Origin of the sequence: Limnohabitans sp., from assembly GCF_044373035.1 — a bacterium.
Lineage (GTDB): Bacteria > Pseudomonadota > Gammaproteobacteria > Burkholderiales > Burkholderiaceae_C > Limnohabitans_A.
In genome coordinates this window covers 1-19,120 of the sequence record NZ_JBILQU010000050.1, presented here as the reverse complement: position 1 = coordinate 19,120, position 19,120 = coordinate 1, and the positions used below count along the sequence as shown (strand labels likewise).

The following is a 19,120-nucleotide window of genomic DNA, read 5'->3' as shown; positions in this document are numbered from 1 at the left end:
GTGGACGAAGCCGGTTTTGCCGCCGCCATGGAAAAGCAAAAAGTCCAAGCCCGCGCCGCTGGCAAGTTCAAGATGGACAAGGCGCTCGACTATTCGGGCGAGGGCAACGACTTTGTGGGTTATGACGACCTGACGTCCAACGCCAAAGTGCTCGCCTTGTACGCCGACGGCAACGCTGTGACCGAGCTCAAGGCCGGACAAGCTGGCGTTCTGGTGTTGGACACGACACCGTTTTACGCCGAGTCGGGCGGTCAGGTGGGCGACCAGGGCATGGTCCACAACGCAGGTGGCCAGTTCAACGTGGCTGACACACTCAAAATCAAGGCCGATGTGTTTGGCCACCACGGCGAAGTGAAATCCGGCAGCCTGAAGGTGGGCGACGCGGTGCAGGCCCATGTGGACAGCGCCGTACGCGCCGCCACCGTGCGCAACCACAGCGCCACCCACCTGATGCACAAAGCCCTGCGCGAAGTGCTGGGCAGCCATGTGCAGCAAAAGGGCAGCTTGGTCAATGCCGGGCGCACCCGTTTTGATTTTGCGCACAACGCCCCAGTGACCGATGCCGAGATTCGCCAGATCGAAGGCCAAGTCAATGCCGAAATTTTGGCCAACGCCGCCGCGCAAGCGCGTGTGATGGACATCGAGAGCGCCCAAAAGACCGGCGCGATGATGCTGTTTGGTGAGAAGTACGGCGAGACCGTGCGCGTGCTCGACATCGGCTCCAGCCGCGAACTGTGTGGCGGTACCCACGTCAAAGCCACGGGCGACATTGGTCTGTTCAAGATTGTCAGTGAAGGCGGCGTGGCCGCAGGCGTGCGCCGCATCGAAGCCGTGACCGGGGCGAATGCCTTGGCTTATCTGCAGTCGCTCGAAGACACGGTGACGCAAGCCGCAGGCACGCTCAAGGCCCAGCCTGCCGAATTGAACGCCCGCATTGCGCAGGTGCTCGACCAGGTCAAGGCGCTGGAAAAAGAACTGGCTGCCGCCAAAGGCAAACTGGCTTCGGCCCAGGGCGACGAGCTGATGACGCAAGCCGTGGACATCAAAGGCATCAAGCTGCTGGTGGCCAAGCTTGAAGGGGCCGACGCCAAGACCTTGCGCGACACCATGGACAAGCTCAAGGACAAGTTCAAGACCACTGCGGTGATCGTTCTCGCCGCCGTGGATGGCGACAAGGTCAACATCGCCGCAGGCGTGACCGCTGACACCGTGGGCAAAGTCAAAGCCGGTGAGTTGGCCAGCTTTGTGGCAGCACAAGTGGGCGGCAAAGGCGGCGGCAAGCCCGACATGGCCATGGCCGGTGGCACCAACCCTGCGGCCTTGCCCGCAGCGCTGGCCAGCGTGCAAGCTTGGGTGACCGAGCGGGTTTGATTCACCCCGAGTAAAGGGGGGGAGGGCGCCCTAAAGCGCTCGTGGCCTAGCCCATTCCCCTCTTGACCGTCAGCGGCCTTTCCAAACAGGTTTGCGTTTGGCCACGAAGGCGGCCACCCCTTCACGAAAGTCTTCGCTGCCATAGGCTTGGCGAATCAGGTCTTCAGCCTCTGGTGCGCTGTGCTGAACCAATCGGCTGAGGGCTTGTTTGCTGACTTGTTGCGTCACGGGCGCCAAAGTGGTCAGGCGTTGGACCAAGGCGGCAGTGGCCCCATCGATCTCATCGGGGGCTTCCAGTTGGTGCAGGTAGCCGCAGGCCAGGGCCTCATCGGCGCCGATCATGTCGGCCAGCATCAACATGCGTTTGACGCGTTGATGCCCGAAAGCCGCGCACAAACGCGCCACATTCGCCACCGACAAGCAATTGCCCAGCGTCTTGGCAATGGGCACGCCCATTTGTGAGCCGGGCGTGGCCAGTCGAAAATCGCAGGCTGTGGCGATGGCCAGTCCACCGCCCACGGCCCAACCTTCAATGAGCGCCACGGTGGGCATGGGCAGCGAGCAGAGCAAGTCGATGCAAGCCTCAATTTGCGCTTCGTAGGTTACGCCGTCGTCACCGCAGCTGAAGGTTTTGAATTGCTCGATGTCGGTGCCCGCCACAAAGGCCTGCCCGCCTGCACCGCGAAACACCACGGCCCGCACACCCGCATCGGCTTTCAAGCCCCGGCAATGATCGCTCAGCTGCTGGTACATGGCCCAGGTCATGGCGTTGTGTGCCTGGGAGCGGTTAAAAGTGACCGTGGCCACACCTTGCTCGAGAACAAGGTCCACGGTGCCTGCCGTGTTGATTTCCGACATCAGGTGTCCAACTTCACGTTGCTGTCTTTGACCACTTTGGCCCACTTGACTTGTTCGGTGCGGATGAAATCGGCAAAGCGTTGCGCCGAACCGCCGCCGTCCTCTGCGCCGTATTGGGCCAATTTTTCCACCACGTCGGGCATGACCAAGACTTTGTTGATGTCCTCGTTCATGCGTTGTGCCATGGCCGGGGGGAGTTTGCCTGGACCGACCAAACCGTACCAGGTGGTGGCCTCGAAGTTGGGAAAGCCCGCTTCGATCATGGTGGGCACATTGGGGTAACTGGAGGCCCGCTTGGCTCGGGTTTGTGCAATCGCGCGCACCTTGCCACTTTTGACATGGGGTGTCGCAGCGGTCATGGTGTCAAACGAGTACCCGATTTGTCCCCCAATCAAATCGACCAACATGGGGCCCGATCCTTTGTAGGGGATGTGGATGGTGTCCACACCTGCAGCCAGTTTGAAGGACTCAAGAGCCATGTGTTGGGCTGAGCCTTGGCCGGCAGAACCAAAGCTCACCTTGCCCGGGTTGGCCTTGCACAGAGACACCAATTCGGCCACGGTTTTGGCGGGCTGGTCGTTGTTGGAGATCAGCAAATTGGGCGTGATCCCGACCAGGGTCAAAGGCGTGAAGTCGCGGTCCACCACATAGCTGAGTTTGGGCATGAGGGCGGGGGCCAGCGCATGGCTGTTGATGTGCGCCATCAGCAGTGTGTTGCCGTCAGGGGCTGCCTTGGCCACCGCTTCCGCAGCGATCACCCCAGTGGCCCCGGCGCGGTTTTCGACCAGCACCGTGATGCCCCACATGGTTTGCAGTTTTTGCGCGACGATGCGAGCCAGGATGTCGGTGCCACCCCCGGGGGCAAAGCCCACCAAGATGCGCACGGGCCCAGCGGGCAGGGATTGCGCCTGCACCGCGGGTGCAACGAGTGTGGCTGCGGTGGCGGCTGTAGCGGCTACAAAGGTTCTGCGTTTCATGTTGTCTCCTGGGGTTGTGTTTTGAAAATGCACTCTAGACGTGAGGGTGTCTGTCCATCAGTGGCTCGAAAAATGGTCCATGATGGCCTGCACGCCGCTGCCTTGCAGCGCCACGCCCGAGAGATTCAGGCCCATTTCGCAGCCTGCCACGGTGGCGATCAGGGTCAGGTCGTTGCTGTCGCCCAGGTGGCCGATGCGGAACATGCGGCCTTTGACTTTGCCCAGGCCCGTGCCCAGCGAGCAGTCAAAGCGTTCGTGGATGACTTTGCGCACCGCGTCGGCGTCTACCCCTTCAGGGGTCATGACGCCGGTCAGGATGGGGGAGTAGACGGCCGGGTCGGCGCATTGAATCGGCAGGCCCCAAGCATTGACCGCCGCCCGGACACCTGCAGCCCAGCGCTGGTGACGGGCAAACACCGTGTCCAGGCCTTCGGCCAGCAGCATGTCGCACGCTTCGCTCAGGCCATACAGCAAGTTGGTGTTGGGGGTCGAGGGCCAGTAGCCGTTTTTGTTCATCTCGATCATTTCGCCCCAGGCCCAGTAACTGCGCGCCATGCCGCCTTGGTGGCTGACCTCAATGGCGCGGGGTGACAAGGCGTTGAAGCTGATGCCGGGCGGCAACATCAGCCCTTTTTGCGAGCCGCTGATGGTCACATCCACGCCCCATTCGTCGTGCCGGTAGTCGGCACTGGCCAGGCCCGAGATGGTGTCGACCAGCAGCAAAGCAGGGTGCTTGGCAGCGTCCATGGCGCGACGCACGGCGGCGATGTCGCTGGTCACGCCGGTCGAGGTTTCGTTGTGCACCACGCAAACGGCCTTGATGCTGTGGTACGAGTCGGCTTTCAGGCGTTGCTCGATCAAATCGGCCTGCACGCCGTGACGCCAGCCCTCCAGACCCGGCAGGCTGATGACCTCTGACTTCAGTCCGAGTTGGTTGGCCAGTTTGTTCCACAAAAACGCAAAGTGACCGGTCTCGTACATCAGCACATGGTCGCCGGTGCTCAGCACGTTGGAGAGAGCCGCCTCCCAAGCCCCGGTGCCCGAAGCGGGGTAAATCATGACAGGGTGGCGGGTTTTGAAAATCTTTTGCACGTCGGCCAGCACCTTCTTGCCCAGAGCGCCGAACTCGGGGCCACGGTGGTCGATGGTGGGCGAGCTGATGGCCCGCAAGATGCGATCAGGCACGGGCGAGGGGCCTGGAATTTGCAGGAAGTGGCGGCCCGTGGGGTGGAAATTCGTGGTGAGCATGCGCGGCAAAGCCTTTCAGTATTTCACTCATTTTTTGTATTCAAAATACCTTTGTCAAGGGTGTTTGTCCTAAAATTGGCAGATACGACTCATTTTTTTGTATTCAAAAACTCTTATGGGCATTGACCAATCGACCCTTCATCGTCCCGTTTTGCATGCGCAAGTGGCGCAGCGCTTGCGCCAGATGCTGGTGGAGGGCTTGATTCCACCCGGTGGCAAACTCAATGAACGCACGCTGTGCGAAGAGCTGCACATCTCGCGCACGCCGCTGCGCGAAGCCATCAAGATGCTGGCGGCCGAAGGCCTGGTCGAGCTCTTGCCCAACCGGGGGTCGGTGGCGTTGCAGTTGAGCGAGGCGGATGTGCACCACACCTTTGAGGTGATGGCGGGCTTGGAGGGGCTGTCGGGTGAGTTGGCCGCGCAGCGCGTGACCGAGGCCGAACTCAGCGAAATCAAGGCCTTGCACTACGAGATGATGGCGGCCTACACCCGCCGTGACTTGTCAGCCTATTACCAAATCAATGCGGCCATTCACCGCAGCTTCAACGCCGCAGCCAAAAACCCGGTGCTGACGGCGACCTACAACCAGGTCAATGCCCGCTTGCAGGCGTTGCGCTTTCGCTCCAACCAAGACGGCGACAAATGGCAGCGCGCTGTGGACGAGCACGTGGCGATGGTGCAGGCCTTGGAGGCCCGCGACGCAGCGGCCCTGCGTCGGGTGCTGATGCAGCACCTGGACAACAAACGCCATGTGGTGATCGAGCAGCTGCGCAGTGCGGCGGCGAGTTTTGTCCCTGCAGAAAAAGAAGGAAAGACCCCATGAACGCTCCTTTGCCGATCGATTTGTCAAAAACTTCGCCTGAAGGTGCCTACGAAAAAGTGGCTGCTGGCAGCAATGAGGTGGCCGCAACGCTTGCCAAGCATTTGCGCCAGCACGCCCAAGGGGAGGTGCTGTTCTCTGCGGCCGACCGGGGCCGTTACGCCACCGATGCCTCGATTTACCAAGTCATGCCCTTGGGTGTGTTTCTGCCGCGTGATGCGTCCGATGTGTGCGTGGCCATGGACATTTGCCGTGATTTGGGCGTGTCCATCGTGCCGCGCGGCGGCGGCACCAGCCAGTGCGGCCAAACCGTGGGGGCGGGCTTGGTCATGGACCATTCCAAACACATGCGCCACATCATCTCGGTGGACGCGCAGCAGCGCACGGCCACCGTGGAGCCGGGACTGGTGCTGGACCACCTGAACGCGGCCCTCAAACCGCATGGCCTGTGGTACCCGGTGGACGTGTCCACCAGCGCTCAGGCTACCTTGGGTGGCATGGCTGGCAACAACTCGTGTGGCAGCCGCTCAATTGCCTACGGCAACATGGTGCACAACGTGCTGGGGGCTGAGGCTTGGTTGGCCGACGGCAGTTTGCTGGAGTTTGGCGCCTATGAACAAGCCCAGGGGCGGGTGCGCCAGATCGGCGACTTTGTGCGCGATTTGGCACAGCAACACGCCAGTGAGATCGAAGCCCATTGGCCCAAAGTTTTGCGCCGCGTGGCCGGCTACAACCTGGACATTTTCCGCAACCAAAACGAGCGGCCCTACACGGCCGATGGCTCCGTCAACCTGTCGCATTTGCTGATTGGCAGCGAAGGCACGCTGGCGCTGACACGCTCGCTCACCCTGCGCTTGGCCGAGTTGCCACGCGCCAAGGTGCTGGGCGTGGTGAATTTCCCCAGCTTTTACCAAGCCATGGATTCGGCCCAGCACATCGTCAAGCTGGGGCAGGGCATGGCCGTGGGGCAGCTGTCGGCCGTCGAGCTGGTGGATCGCACCATGATCGAGCTGTCTTTGCAAAACCCGGCCTTTGCGCCGACCATCCGCACCGCCTTGTCGCCACACATCAACGGCGGCATGCCCGAAGCGGTGTTGTTGGTGGAGTTTTCTGGTCCCAGCAAGGGCGATATCGTCCACAAAATCAAAGAGCTGGTGGAGCTGATGGGCGACTTGGGCCTGCCCGGCAGCGTGGTCGAGATGGTGGACGATGCTCCGCAAAAGAACCTGTGGGAAGTGCGCAAGGCGGGCTTGAACATCATGATGAGCCTGCGTGGCGACGGCAAGCCGGTGAGCTTTATTGAAGACTGCGCGGTGCCGCTGGAAAGTCTGGCCGAGTACACCGAGGCCCTGACCGGCGTGTTTCGCAAATACGGCAGCCGGGGCACCTGGTACGCCCACGCTTCGGTGGGCACTTTGCATGTGCGGCCCATTTTGGACATGCGCCGCGATGGGGCCAGCAAAATGCGCGCCATTGCCGAAGAGGCCAGCGCCTTGGTGCGTCATTACAAGGGTGCGTTCAGTGGTGAGCACGGAGACGGGCTGTGCCGGGGCGAGTGGATTGGCTGGCAGTTTGGCCCACGCATCAGCGAAGCCTTTGCGGCCATCAAGCAACAGATGGACCCCGGTCAAATGCTGTCGCCCCAGCGCATCGTTAACCCGCCCAAAATGGACGACACCACACTGATGCGCTATTCGCCCATCTACAAGGTGGTGCCTATCCAAACCGCTTTGGACTGGCGTGCCTGGGATGTGCAAAACAACCCTGTGACCGAGCAAACCAGTGCGCCGGGCACCGGCGGCGACCCGGCCCAAGGCCTGGCCAAGGCGGTGGAGATGTGCAACAACAACGGGCACTGCCGCAAGTTCGACGCAGGCACCATGTGCCCCAGCTACCGCGTGACCCGCGATGAGCAGCACCTGACGCGGGGCCGTGCCAACACCTTGCGCCTGGCGCTGAGCGGACAGATCGAGGGCTTGACGGGCGAGGACGCGCTGAGCAGCCAGGCGGTGCACGATGCCATGGACTTGTGCGTGGGTTGCAAAGGCTGCAAGCGCGATTGCCCCACCGGGGTGGACATGGCCAAGATGAAAGTCGAGTTCTTGCAGCACTACAAGGCCAAACACGGCCACACCATGCAAGACAAAATGGTGGCGCATTTGCCCGAGTACGCGGCTTGGGCGGCTAGGCTGGCCCCGGTTTTGAACCTGCGCAACCGCATGCCCTTGCTGGCTGCGTTGACTGAGAAGCTATTGGGCCTGTCGGCCAAGCGCAGCTTGCCGGAGTGGCAGACGCGACACTTTTTCAACGCCAGCGCCACTTCGGCGTCCCGCACGGCCAGCCGCGCCGAGGTGTTGGCAGCGGCGCGTGGGGTGGTCTTGTTTGTGGACACCTTTAACGGCTATTTGGAGTCGGCCAACGCGCATGCGTCCGTGAAGGTGCTGCAGGCGGCGGGTTACACCGTGCATGTGGCCACCAAGTTGCAGGACGACGGTAAGCACCTGTGCTGCGGCCGAACCTACTTGGCCAGCGGCATGGTGGACAAAGCCCGTGACAAAGCCCGAGAAGTGGTGCAAAGCTTGTTGCCTTTTGCCGAAAAAGGGCTGTCCATCGTGGGCTTGGAGCCTTCTTGCTTGCTGACCTTGCGCGATGAGTTGCTGGTGATGGGTTTGGGCGAGGGCGCGCAAAAGATCGCCCAGCAGGCCTTGTTGTTCGAAGAATTTTTGGCCCGCGAAGCCCAATCAGGGCAGCTGGACGGGCTGAAGGCGCAAATCTCCCCGGTGGACCGCCCGCTGTTGTTGCACGGGCATTGCCACCAAAAAGCCTTTGACGCGGTGTCCCCCGTGTTGGAGGTCTTGCGCTGGATTCCGGGGGCCAAGCCGCAACTGATCGAGAGCAGTTGCTGTGGCATGGCCGGCAGTTTTGGCTACGAAGCCAAGCACTACGAGGTGTCCATGCAGATGGCTGAGCTGAGCTTGTTGCCTGCCGTGCGCGCCCAGCCTGATGCGATCCTGGTCGCCGATGGCACCAGCTGCCGCCACCAGATCCACGACGGCGCCAAACGCGAAGCCGTGCACCTGAGTCATTTGCTGGCGAGTTTGTTGCCAGGCTGAGCCACTGAGCCCAAGTGTCTTAAGGCGGTCTGAGTGTCAAACGCAAACCGCTGGTCCAATTGCGGATTTGACCGGTGATCGTATCGGTGAATTGCACCGCCTGGGCCAGCAATTGCAGGGGCTGGCTGAAGTCTTCAGGCGCATCCGGGCCGCGCAAGACGGTGGGGTAAAACAGGTCGCCTTCGATCGGGATGCCCAAGGCGTTCATGTGCACCCGCAGCTGGTGGCGCTTGCCGCTGATGGGCTCCAGCGCATACAGCGCGCGCTGGCCATCGGTGTGCAGCAAAGCGATGCGGGTTTCGCTGTTGGCTGGCCCCGGCACTTCTTGCGTTCTGAAAAACGGCTCGCCCGGCACCAGGCGGCTGGTGTGTGCCAGCGGCAGCTTCAGGTGCGGCGCATGCCCAGCCACCGCGTGGTAGGTCTTGTGGATCAGGTGGTTCCGAAACAGCGCGTGGTAGGCGTCGCGCTCGTGCAGTCGTTTGCCAAACAACACCAGACCTGCGGTTTCTCGGTCGATGCGGTGCAGTGGCACCAGATCTGCGCAGCCCGTCTGGCGTTTGAGCTGCACCAACAGGCTTTGCTGCACGTATCGACCCGTGGGCGTGACGGGCATGAAGTGCGGTTTGTCGGCCACCAGTAGGTGCTCGTCTTCAAACAGTACCTTGGCCTGAACCGGCAGCACGGGCTCGTCGGCCAGATGCCGGTAGTAATAAAGGCGCAGCCCCGGTTGGCAACTTTGGTGGGGCAGGGCCGCTTGACCGTCTTCGTGCAGCACCAATCCTTGCGCCAAGCGTTCAGCCCATTCGCTGCGCGAAATACCGGGCATGCGCTGGGCCAAAAAATCGAGCAGGTGCGGCGCGCCCTGCGGGACCGAGACCACGCTGGCGCTCACGCCGTCGCGCGGGGGCATCGGGAAAGCACGCTCGGATTTGCGCATGTCAGACCCGCCGGAACACCAGATCCCACACGCCATGACCGAGTTTGAGGCCGCGGTTTTCAAACTTGGTCAGCGGCCGGTAGTCGGGCTTGGTGGCATAGCGGCCCAATGCGTCGCTGGTGTTGGCCAGCAAGGGCTCGGCGCTGATGACTTCCATCATCTGCTGGGCGTAAGGTTGCCAGTCTGTGGCGCAGTGCAGATAGCCACCCGGTTTGAGGCGCTGGGCCAACTTGTTCACCAGTTCAGGCTGGATCAAGCGGCGTTTGTGGTGTTTGGTTTTGTGCCAAGGGTCCGGGAAAAAAATGTGCACGCCGTCCAGCGCGCCCGGGCGGATCATGTGATCAATGACCTCGACCGCGTCATGACGCAGGATGCGGATGTTGTGGAGGTCTTGCTCGCCAATGCGTTTGAGCAGGGCACCCACGCCCGCCTCGTGCACCTCGCAACACAGAAAATTGTCATCGGGCCGAACCCGGGCGATGTGGGCCGTGGCTTCGCCCATGCCAAAGCCAATTTCCAGAATCAGCGGGGCGCTGCGGCCAAACGCGGCGCTGGCGTCCAGGGCCTGGGGTGCGTAGGGGAGCAAATGGGTGGGTCCATACAGCTCATAGGCTTTGGCCTGGCCAAGGGTGGTGCGGCCAGCGCGCAGCACATAGCTTTTGATGGTACGCAAAAATGGCACGTCAGCCGGGATACCTTTGGGCTTGGGGCCGTCGATGGGAGCGTTTTCAGTCATGGGTGGGGATTGTAGGGCGCGCCCTTGCCCCGGGGCGGGGCCCATGAGCTCAAGCCGTCTTGGGTTTGAAGTCGCAAAACGCCGCGACTGCGCACAGTCCGCACATCGGCTTGCGCGCTTGGCACACATAGCGTCCGTGCAGGATCAGCCAGTGGTGGGCATCCACCACATACTGGGCTGGAATGCGTTGGAGCAACTTGAGCTCTACCGCCAAAGGCGTTTTGCCCGGGGCCAAGCCCGTGCGGTTGCCCAGGCGAAAAATGTGCGTGTCCACCGCCATGGTGGGCTCACCAAAAGCAGAGTTGAGCACCACATTGGCGGTTTTGCGGCCCACGCCGGGCAGGGCTTGCAGCGCTTCACGGGTGCGGGGCACTTGGCCGCCGTGTTGTTCCACCAAAATGCGGCAGGTTTCCATCAGGTGTTTGGCCTTGCTGCGGAACAGGCCAATGGTCTTGATGTGGTCCTCCAGTCCTGCGAGGCCCAGCGCCAGGATCTTTTGCGGCGTGCCCGCCACCGGAAACAGTTTGCGTGTGGCCTTGTTCACGCCCACGTCGGTGGCCTGGGCCGACAGCAGCACAGCGGCCAGCAGCTCGAACACGCTGGTGTATTCCAGCTCCGTCACGGGCATGGGGTTGGCCGCTTGCAGGGTGGCAAAAAAAGATTCGATCTGGGCGGGCTTCATGAGTTGGGATGTAGGCAAAATGGAGGGCTTAGACAACACGGGAAGATACACCATGCCATTGCAGTTTGCCGACCGCCTGAACAACGTCGAAACCTCCGCCATCCGCGAGCTGTTCAAGCTCTTGGGCAAGCCCGGCATCATCAGCTTTGCGGGCGGCTTTCCTGACAGCGCCATGTTTGACGTGGAGGGCATCCGCGAAGCCAGCAACGCCGCGCTGAGCCAAGACCCCGGCGCGGCCCTGCAGTATGGCGCGACCGAAGGCTTTGGTCTGCTGCGCGAGCAACTGGCGCACTTCATGGGCCAAAAGGGCGCCAAAGATGTGACTGCCGAACAACTCATCGTGACCACGGGCAGCCAGCAAGGGCTGGATTTGATCGGCAAAACCATGATCAGTCCCGGTGACAAGGTGATCGTGGAAGGCCCGACTTTTTTAGCCACCATCCAATGCTTTCGCCTGTATGGGGCCGAACTCATCAGCGCCCCGGTGGACGGCCATGGCGTCAAGACCGACGAGCTGGAAAAGTTGATCGCCGAGCACAAGCCCAAGTTTGTGTATGTGATCCCCACCTTTGGTAACCCCAGCGGTGCCTTGCTCAACGCCGAGCGCCGCCAGCAGGTGCTTCAGATGGCGGTCAAACACCAGACCCTGATCGTCGAAGACGACCCGTATGGTGATTTGTACTTTGGCGAAGCCCCGCCGCCCAGCCTGCTGGCCATGAGCGCATCCGTGCCCGGCAGCCGCGAGCTGTTGGTGCATTGCGGCTCGCTTTCCAAGGTGTTGTCGCCCGGCCTGCGTGTGGGCTGGATGGTGGCACCGCCCGAGTTGCTGACCCGCGCCACCATGTGCAAACAGTTCAGCGATGCGCACACCAGCACCTTTGCTCAGGCCACCGCCGCGCAATACCTTTTGGCGGGCCGCATGCCCGCCACGCTCGACAAAGTGCGCAGCGTGTATGCTCAGCGCGCCCAAACCATGGGCAACGCGCTGCGCCGTGAGTTGGGCGATGCGGTCGAGTTTGTGCAGCCGCAAGGCGGCTTGTTTGTTTGGGCGCGCCTCACAGGTGCGGGCGGCAAGGTCAATGATGGCAATGTGTTCGCCAAAAGCGCCATCGCGCAAGGCGTCGCCTTTGTGCCGGGCACACCGTTCTTCTGCGCCCACCCCGACCACGCCACCTTCCGTTTGAGCTTTGCCACCGTGGGCGAAGACAAGATCCTCGAAGGCGTTGCGCGCCTGGCCAAGGCTTTGTAAACCATGGACAAGCAGGAGCGGTGCATCACCGTCAACGGCACCGAAGTCTGGCTGCAAGGGCAGGGCGACGAAGTCATCCTCATGCTGCATGGCTGGCCCGACACCCGCGCCCTGTGGGACGGCACCGTGGCCGCACTGCAAGACCGTGCCAGCTGTGCCCGCCTGACACTGCCTGGCTTTGAGACGGGCCCTGCCGCCACCAGCTTGGACGACATGTGCCAGCTCTTGCGTCAGATCGTGGACCGCATCAGCCCCGACCAGCCCGTGACGCTCATACTGCACGACTGGGGCTGCGTGTTTGGCTACGAATTGGCCATGCGCCACCCAGAGCGCGTGGCCCGTGTGGTGGCGGTGGATGTGGGGGACCACAACTCGGGTGCCCTGCTGCGCGAATGGGGTTTGAAAGAAAAGCTGTCCGTCATGTGCTACCAAGTGTGGCTGGCCTTGGCCTGGAAGCTGGGCGGCAACTTGGGCACCCGCATGACCCGCGCCATGGCCCGCTGGCTGCGCTGCCCCACGGACCCAGCCTCGATCACCCACAAGATGAATTACCCCTATGCCATGCAGTGGTTCAGCACGGCAGGCGGCTTTAAGCGAGCGGCACAAATTCAGTTGCCCCAGCCGCTGCTGTTTGTCTACGGCGAGCGCAAGCCTTTCATGTTCCATTCGGTCCAATGGTTGGAGAAGGTTGCATCCACCCCCGGCAGCGTCGTGCAGGGCTTGCCCTGTGGGCATTGGGTCATGGTGTCCAGACCCGAAGCTTTCCATGCGCGAGTGGGTCAATGGTTGTGGGGCGAAGCCTGAGCGGACAAGACTGAAAGGCTCGTGCATGAAACCCGAAGACCTGATGAAACTGGTCAACACGCCCATGCCCTTTGGCAAGCACAAAGGCATGTTGATCGCCGATTTGCCCGGCAACTACCTCAACTGGTTTGCGCGTGAGGGTTTCCCCAAGGGTGAAATCGGTCAACTGCTGCAGCTCATGCAGGAGATTGACCACAACGGCTTGAGTGACTTGCTCCAACCCCTGCGCCAGCCTCGATGAGTGGGGGCTTGAGGCCATGGGCTTTTGGGCAGAGCAGGCTGGGAGCGTTGGCTCAATCGTCCTCGGCGGCGCTGATCTCGGGAAACAGCACTTCGGTGAAACCAAAGCGGCTGAAGTCGCGCACCCGCATGGGGTAGAGCTTGCCGATCAGGTGGTCGCATTCATGCTGCACCACACGGGCGTGAAAACCGTCCACCGTGCGGTCGATGGGTGTGCCTTTTTCATCGAAGCCGGTGTAACGGATGCGCGACCAGCGCGGCACCACACCGCGCAAGCCAGGCACCGACAAACAGCCTTCCCAATCGTCCTCTTCCTCGGCCCCCAATGGCGTGATGTCCGGGTTGAGCAGCACCGTGCGCGGGACCAGCGGGCGGCCCGGGTAGCGTGGGTTCACCGCCGTGCTGCCAAAAATCACCAGTTGCAGGTTCACGCCAATTTGCGGGGCGGCCAGGCCTGCGCCGTTCACGGCCGCCATAGTGTCGTGCAAGTCGGCGATCAAGGCGTGCAGCTGCGGCGAATCAAAGGTCTGCACCGGATCGGCCACGCGCAGCAGTCGGGCGTCACCCATCTTGAGGATTTCCCGAACGGTCATGGTGGCCCTCTCACATGAAGAAATAAAAAAACACGATCATTTGCATGCGCCGCAGCCCATCGGCGCGCCCAATCTGGCGGCCAGAGCCGTCGTAGAGCCGGTCGCCATCGATGCGGCCCATGGCCGAGCCCGACGCACTGTAGAGGCGGTCACCGTCAATGCGCCCCATCTGGCTGCCCGAGGCGCTGTACACCCGGGTGCCATCGATCCGCCCCAACGGCCGCCCTGACGCGTCATACACGCGCTCGCCATCGATGCGCCCGATTTGCTGACCCGAAGCGTTGTAAAAGCGCTCGGCATCCACCCGTCCAATCTGCCGACCGCTGCCGTCGTACAGGCGCTGGGCAAACGCCGTGGGCAGCAGCAAGGCCAACACCACCCATGCAAGCATCCATGTCTTCATGCGGGCCTCATGGGTTTTCTTCTCGGAACTCGCCCGCGTGGCGGCCGCCTTGGGCTGCACGCGCATTTTCCTGGTTGCGCAAATCCACGCGGCGGATCTTGCCCGAAATGGTTTTGGGCAGATCGCTGAACTCGATGCGGCGCACCAATTTGTAGCTTGAAACCCGCTCTCGCATGAACTTGAAAATCGCCCCCGCCGTGGCCGCATTTGGCGCGTGGCCCGGGGCCAGGATCACATAGGCCTTGGGTACCAAGCCGCGCAAGGGGTCTGGCGCGGGCACCACCGCCGCCTCGGCCACGGCCGGGTGTTCGATCAGCGCGCTTTCGAGCTCGAAGGGACTGATGCGGTAGCCCGAAGACTTGAACACATCGTCGGCCCGGCCGACATACGTGATGTAACCCTGCTCGTCGCGCTGGCCCACGTCGCCGGTGTGGTAGTGGCCATCGCGCATGGCCTCGGCGGTTTTGTCAGCGTCGTCGGCATAGCCGTTCATCAACGCGGTGGGGCGGTGCGCCAGGTCAATGCAAATCTCGCCTTCGTCGGCGCTTTCGCCATCGGCGTTCAACAGCACCATTCGGTAGCCGGGCAAAGGCCTTCCCATCGAGCCTGCCTTCAAGGGGGCACCCGGTGGGTTGCCAATCTGGGCCGTGGTCTCGGTCTGGCCATAACCGTCCCGGATGGTGATTTGCCATGCGGAGCGCACCTGATCGATGACCTCGGGGTTGAGCGGTTCGCCTGCCGAGATCAGCTCGCGCAACTGCACGGGCCAGGCTTTCAGGTCTTCTTGAATCAGCATGCGCCACACCGTGGGCGGCGCGCACAGGGTGTTGACCTGGTGCTGCACCAGCGTGCCCAGAATGTCTGGCCCATTGAAGCGTGCGTAGTTGTAGATGAACACACAGGCTTGCGCGTTGAGCGGCGCAAAAAAACAGCTCCAAGCGTGCTTGGCCCAGCCCGGCGAGCTGATGGTCCAGTGCACATCGCCTTTTTGCAGGCCCAGCCAGTAAAGGGTGGACAAGTGCCCTACCGGGTAACTTTGCTGGGTGTGTTGCACCAGCTTGGGTTTGGCCGTGGTGCCCGAGGTGAAATACTCCAGCAAAGGATCGGTCACCCGTGTCGGCTCGGGCGGGTTGAAGGCGGTGCTGGCTTGGTGTGACAGCGCGTAATCTTGCCAACCCTCAGGCAAGCCTGCTCGGCCTGACACGCTCACCAAAGTCAGTCCGTTCGTCGCGGTGCTGGGCAAATCCAGCACTTTGGCCATCCCCCCCGCGTTGGTGATGATGCATTTGACACGCCCGCGCTCCAGGCGGTCTTGCAAATCATCGCCCGACAGCAGCGTGGTGGCGGGAATCAGCACCACGCCCAGCTTGATCGCGGCGAGCATGGTCTCCCACAAGGGCACCTCGTTGCCCATCATCAGCAAAATCCGGTCGCCCTTGCGCGCACCCAGGGCCACCAACCAGTTGGCGACTTGGTTGGAGCGCTGCGAGAGTTCGGCATAGCTCAGGCGAAACTGCTCGCCCGAGGCCTCCACAATGTGCAAAGCCGGGGCGGGGTTGTCCCGCGCGATGCTGTCAAAGTAGTCCAGCCCCCAATTGAAATGCGTCAAAACAGGCCAGCGAAACGCCGCCACAGCAGCCTCGTAATCGGTGCGGTGGGTCAGCAAAGCATCGCGGCTGGCCAAAAATTGTGCAAGTTCGCTCATGGGCTCCTCGGCGGGTGTTGGGGTCTAAGTCTTCCGGCCAAAACAGTTTAGCGCCTGCGCAGGCGCTGGTGCATGGGGCTTGTCTGGAGGCGGAATTCTGCGGGCAGCATCCCAGCGTCTGATAAGCTTTTCCGGAAATGCTTAATTTGATAACAAAAAGAAATTTGGGGAATTTATGATTTTTGCGCATTCAAAATGGGCTATGTCTTTGCTCTTGGTTGGCTGGCTCGCCATGCATTTGGGGGCCGGGGCCGAGACCTCTTCAACGCGACCGGATGGTCCGGATGCCGAGCGTTTGGGCATGAAACAAGGTTACCCGGTTTGCCCTCAAGCCTTGACACGGCCTGAGTGCCGGGTGGGTACTTGGTCTGCCAATGAAAAAATCGCACCCAGCTCGGTTGTGAGCCCATCTGGTGACCCCATGCCATTGCCGCGCTGGCCAGACGCGCCAGCCATCAGCTACCGGTGGGGGCTGTTCAGCAAGACTTTGGACGACTTCATGGCCGACACCAAAACCACCGGCTTGATGGTGATCAAGGATGGCCGGGTGGTGGTTGAACGTTACCAGTATGGTCGGCAACCCGACATGCGGTTTCGGTCTTTTTCCATGGCCAAAACATTCACGGCCATGCTGGTGGGCATCGCACACAGCAAAGGCCTGATTCGCTCACTGGACGACAAAGCGGCCGACTACTGGCCTGAAATTGCGCCCTCCGCTTACGGCCAAACCACCATACGCAATTTGCTGCGCATGTCGTCTGGCGTGCCATTTCGGGAGCTTTACACCTGGACCCCCGACGACGACATCTGGCTTTGGGGCCGCGTTTTGTACTCGCCTGAAAACCGCATGCGGCCCGAAAAAATCGTGGAATACCTCAACACCAAGACCACCCGAGAAGCAGAGCAGGGTCGGCGCTTCAAATACGCCACCATCGAAACAGAAATTTTGGGCAGAGTCTTGAGTCGGGCCGCAGGCATGAGCATCACCCAGATGACTCAGGAATGGCTCTGGAAACCCATGGGCGCACAAGCCCAAGCGCGTTGGTTGCTGGCCAGCACTGACCAAGGCGAGGGCACCGGCGGCAGCTTCAATGCCACGCTGCGCGACTACGCTCGCTTTGGGGTGCTGCTGGCCAACGATGGCCTCCGAGGCGATGTGCAAATCATCCCCCGCGATTACCTGCTGGACGCCACCGATGCAGCACGCCAACCGACGGCATTTCGACCGCGCTACGCGACGCCGGGTATGGGCTACGGCTACCAAACCTGGATTGCACCTTTCAAAGAACGCACATTTGCGTTGCAAGGCATCCATGGTCAACACATCATGGTGCAGCCCAAATCGGGCATTGTGATGGTGCAGACCTCGGTCAATGACCAGCCCAGCGGCCGTCAAGATCCACGGCCCTACCAATTGCGCGACGCCTTGTGGCTGGGCGTGCTCAAAAGTCTGGGCGGGGTCACGGACTGAAAAAACGCCAATAAGTCACTTGATCGGTCTGAATGGGTCGTCCGGTTCAATTTGACGATTGCATCAACTGCCTTGGGACATGGTGCGTTGCAGAAAATCGATCAGGGCCTGATTGCGAGAGATCTTTTTTCGATCAGGTGGACACAGTGCAACGATGTGGGTGCCGAACTTGGTTTGCGGGGTCCAGGGTGTCAGCACTTTGACCAAGCTGCCTTGATCGATGGCTGGGACGCACAGGTAGTCTGGCAAGAGAGCGATGCCCATGCCAGCCAAGGCCGCTTCCAACACGGCTTCTGGGTTGTCAACGCGGTATCGCCCACTCACTTTGACTTCCACATGGCGGGGGTCGCTCGGGCTTGCGGCCAGGTTGTGCAGCAAGGTCCAGTGGTCATCGGTGTTGTCGCGACGGTAATACAGGCACGCGTGATCGTTCAGTTCGAAGGGTTCAGTGGGCAGGCCGTGTTGTGCGATGTAAGCGGGGGCGGCGGTCAAAAACCATTTGATTTCGGTCAGGGGTGTGCCGTGTCGCTCATGCTGCGAATGGCTTGACCAACGCAAGGCGACGTCGATGCGCTCGGTGGCCATGTCCATCATGCGGTCATTCAACATGAGGTCAATCTCCAGACTGGGGTGCATCTTGAGGAATTCGGGCAAGTGTTTGGCCAAAACCCGCTGACCCCAAGAAACGGGTGCGGTCAATCGTAAATTCCCGCTCAGCTCTGTTCGCAAAGACCGCACGCGCTCCATGCCGTCAGACACTTCGGCCAGCGCCCTTTTGGCATAGTCCACATAGGTTTCTCCGGCTGGCGTCAGCGCGACCTTGCGGGTGCTTCTGCTGAACAGCGTGGTTTCCAGGCGCTCTTCCAGTTGTGCGATGCGCTTGCTGATCAGGCTTTTGGCTACGTCCAAGGAAACGGCGGCCTGACTGACGCTGCGACATTCCGCCACCTTCAGGAAGGCGGCCAGCATGTCGGTGGAGATGGGGCGTTGCTGCCGTTCCGGTGTGCTCATTGTTCGCGATTCATAAACAATCGATTTGCATTACAGCAGTTGTTTTGACCGGGGTCAATTTTTAAACTGACTTCGCGATTGTTCATGAAACCACACAAACCACGGAGACAACATGAAAATTCACGCAGACCCGATCACCGTCAATTGCAAAAAAGTACTGGCTGGATTGCAGCTGATGGGTGCCCCTTACGAGTTGGTGCACGTTGACTACTTCAAGGGGGAACAAAAACTGGAACCCTTTGTCAGCCTGAACCCCAACGCGTCTTTGCCTGCCATGGTGGACGGCGATTTGGAGCTCTGGGAATCCAACGCCATCTTGCAGTACGCGGCAGACAAAACTGGCCATGCATCGTCGTATCCCCAGGATTTGAAAATCCGTGCCGACATCAACCGCTGGTTGCTGTGGGAGTCTTCCAGCTGGTTTCCAAGCTGTTATGTCTTCCTGGTGGAAAACTGCGTCAAGCCTTTGCTGGGCGGCGCAGCCGATCCGGCAGTCCTGTCGGCGCAGGAAGCCCAGTTCCACAAGTTGGCAGGGATTTTGGACAAACGCTTGGCATCCAGCCGCTGGGTGTGTGGTGACCAAGTCACCATTGCGGACATCGCCTTGGCGGCCCCCTTGCATTTGCACGGTTGGCAAAAGTTGCCTTTGGGGCCCCATAAAAATCTGACCCGCTGGCTGCTGCAAGACATCGAGGCCTTGCCTTGCTGGCAAAACACCATGGTGTACGAAGGCTTCACCACCCAAAAAACGAATTGACATCCGCCATGACCGATTTGCACGCCGTCCGCGCGACTCTGAATTACTCAGAGGACAACGGCCAACCGCCGGATTATTATTTTTACGAGCCCGACCCGAGCGTGAAGCTCAATCCGCCGGGGACGGACGTGCACGAAATGGCCAT

18 protein-coding genes are annotated in these 19,120 nt (G+C 61.2%); 8 read left to right on the top strand and 10 right to left on the bottom strand.

All coding sequences use genetic code 11. The annotated features are described in order from the left end of the window. Nucleotides 1-1,371 (top strand): alanine--tRNA ligase-related protein (locus tag ACIQ47_RS09250; protein WP_396437854.1); only part of this gene is annotated, 1,371 nt, incomplete at its 5' end. A 69-nt stretch (nt 1,372-1,440) separates the two neighbouring features. On the opposite strand, the gene ACIQ47_RS09245 is transcribed toward ACIQ47_RS09250, so the two are convergent. From ACIQ47_RS09245 to ACIQ47_RS09235, 3 genes are read right to left on the bottom strand one after another with little or no spacing between them, the layout of a single operon-like run. Beyond that, a complete protein-coding gene (locus ACIQ47_RS09245; RefSeq protein ID WP_396437853.1) occupies nt 1,441-2,229 on the bottom strand; it encodes an enoyl-CoA hydratase/isomerase family protein in 789 nt (262 codons plus the stop codon). Further along, nucleotides 2,229-3,206 (bottom strand): Bug family tripartite tricarboxylate transporter substrate binding protein, encoded by a 978-nt coding sequence (locus ACIQ47_RS09240; protein ID WP_396437852.1) that lies wholly within the window; start codon nt 3,204-3,206, stop codon nt 2,229-2,231. Before ACIQ47_RS09240 ends, ACIQ47_RS09245 begins: the two co-directional genes overlap by 1 nt. A 57-nt stretch (nt 3,207-3,263) precedes the next feature. Next, nucleotides 3,264-4,454 (bottom strand): pyridoxal-phosphate-dependent aminotransferase family protein, encoded by a 1,191-nt coding sequence (locus ACIQ47_RS09235; protein ID WP_396437851.1) that lies wholly within the window; start codon nt 4,452-4,454, stop codon nt 3,264-3,266. 115 nt (nt 4,455-4,569) lie between these two features. Here ACIQ47_RS09235 and ACIQ47_RS09230 point away from each other — a divergent pair, with 115 nt between their 5' ends. Both ACIQ47_RS09230 and ACIQ47_RS09225 read left to right on the top strand, forming a co-directional pair. Continuing rightward, the gene (locus ACIQ47_RS09230; protein WP_396437850.1) at nt 4,570-5,277 is read left to right on the top strand and encodes a GntR family transcriptional regulator; all 708 of its coding nucleotides are present in this window, start codon (nt 4,570-4,572) and stop codon (nt 5,275-5,277) included. Next, nucleotides 5,274-8,387, top strand: a complete 3,114-nt coding sequence (locus tag ACIQ47_RS09225) for an FAD-binding and (Fe-S)-binding domain-containing protein (RefSeq protein WP_396437849.1) — start codon at nt 5,274-5,276, stop codon at nt 8,385-8,387. Before ACIQ47_RS09230 ends, ACIQ47_RS09225 begins: the two co-directional genes overlap by 4 nt. A 19-nt stretch (nt 8,388-8,406) precedes the next feature. Here ACIQ47_RS09225 and ACIQ47_RS09220 read toward each other — a convergent pair whose 3' ends face one another. Genes ACIQ47_RS09220 through nth form a run of 3 tightly spaced genes read right to left on the bottom strand, consistent with a single transcriptional unit; the run spans nt 8,407 to nt 10,742 of the window. Then, nucleotides 8,407-9,324 (bottom strand): pseudouridine synthase, encoded by a 918-nt coding sequence (locus ACIQ47_RS09220; protein WP_396437848.1) that lies wholly within the window; start codon nt 9,322-9,324, stop codon nt 8,407-8,409. 1 nt (nt 9,325) lies between these two features. Beyond that, nucleotides 9,326-10,060 (bottom strand): tRNA (guanosine(46)-N7)-methyltransferase TrmB, encoded by a 735-nt coding sequence (gene trmB / locus ACIQ47_RS09215; protein WP_396437847.1) that lies wholly within the window; start codon nt 10,058-10,060, stop codon nt 9,326-9,328. 49 nt (nt 10,061-10,109) lie between these two features. After that, a complete protein-coding gene (gene nth, locus ACIQ47_RS09210; RefSeq protein ID WP_396437846.1) occupies nt 10,110-10,742 on the bottom strand; it encodes an endonuclease III in 633 nt (210 codons plus the stop codon). A 52-nt stretch (nt 10,743-10,794) separates the two neighbouring features. Between nth and ACIQ47_RS09205 the strand changes: the two genes are divergently transcribed. From ACIQ47_RS09205 to ACIQ47_RS09195, 3 genes are read left to right on the top strand one after another with little or no spacing between them, the layout of a single operon-like run. Next, the gene (locus tag ACIQ47_RS09205; protein WP_396437845.1) at nt 10,795-11,991 is read left to right on the top strand and encodes a PLP-dependent aminotransferase family protein; all 1,197 of its coding nucleotides are present in this window, start codon (nt 10,795-10,797) and stop codon (nt 11,989-11,991) included. A 3-nt stretch (nt 11,992-11,994) separates the two neighbouring features. Next, a complete protein-coding gene (locus ACIQ47_RS09200) occupies nt 11,995-12,795 on the top strand; it encodes an alpha/beta fold hydrolase (protein WP_396437844.1) in 801 nt (266 codons plus the stop codon). A gap of 25 nt (nt 12,796-12,820) precedes the next feature. Further along, nucleotides 12,821-13,036 (top strand): DUF3820 family protein, encoded by a 216-nt coding sequence (locus ACIQ47_RS09195; protein ID WP_396437843.1) that lies wholly within the window; start codon nt 12,821-12,823, stop codon nt 13,034-13,036. 52 nt (nt 13,037-13,088) lie between these two features. On the opposite strand, the gene def is transcribed toward ACIQ47_RS09195, so the two are convergent. The 3 genes from def to ACIQ47_RS09180 are packed head-to-tail and all read right to left on the bottom strand — an operon-like array spanning nt 13,089 to nt 15,736. Further along, nucleotides 13,089-13,628 (bottom strand): peptide deformylase, encoded by a 540-nt coding sequence (gene def, locus ACIQ47_RS09190; protein ID WP_396437842.1) that lies wholly within the window; start codon nt 13,626-13,628, stop codon nt 13,089-13,091. A gap of 10 nt (nt 13,629-13,638) precedes the next feature. Then, nucleotides 13,639-14,031: a 5-fold beta-flower protein gene (locus ACIQ47_RS09185; protein WP_396437841.1), complete on the bottom strand. Its 393-nt coding sequence runs from the start codon at nt 14,029-14,031 to the stop codon at nt 13,639-13,641. Between the two features lie 7 nt (nt 14,032-14,038). Next, the gene (locus ACIQ47_RS09180) at nt 14,039-15,736 is read right to left on the bottom strand and encodes an AMP-binding protein (RefSeq protein ID WP_396437840.1); all 1,698 of its coding nucleotides are present in this window, start codon (nt 15,734-15,736) and stop codon (nt 14,039-14,041) included. Nucleotides 15,737-16,157: 421 nt separating this feature from the next. Here ACIQ47_RS09180 and ACIQ47_RS09175 point away from each other — a divergent pair, with 421 nt between their 5' ends. Further along, nucleotides 16,158-17,207 carry a serine hydrolase domain-containing protein gene (locus ACIQ47_RS09175; RefSeq protein ID WP_396437839.1) on the top strand — a complete coding sequence of 350 codons (1,050 nt, stop codon included), beginning with the start codon at nt 16,158-16,160 and terminating at the stop codon, nt 17,205-17,207. A 63-nt stretch (nt 17,208-17,270) separates the two neighbouring features. On the opposite strand, the gene ACIQ47_RS09170 is transcribed toward ACIQ47_RS09175, so the two are convergent. After that, the gene (locus tag ACIQ47_RS09170; protein WP_396437838.1) at nt 17,271-18,218 is read right to left on the bottom strand and encodes a LysR family transcriptional regulator; all 948 of its coding nucleotides are present in this window, start codon (nt 18,216-18,218) and stop codon (nt 17,271-17,273) included. A gap of 112 nt (nt 18,219-18,330) precedes the next feature. Here ACIQ47_RS09170 and ACIQ47_RS09165 point away from each other — a divergent pair, with 112 nt between their 5' ends. Beyond that, complete coding sequence (locus tag ACIQ47_RS09165) at nt 18,331-18,975, top strand: glutathione S-transferase family protein (protein WP_396437837.1); 645 nt, start codon at nt 18,331-18,333, stop codon at nt 18,973-18,975. The last annotated feature ends 145 nt before the right edge of the window (nt 18,976-19,120 follow it).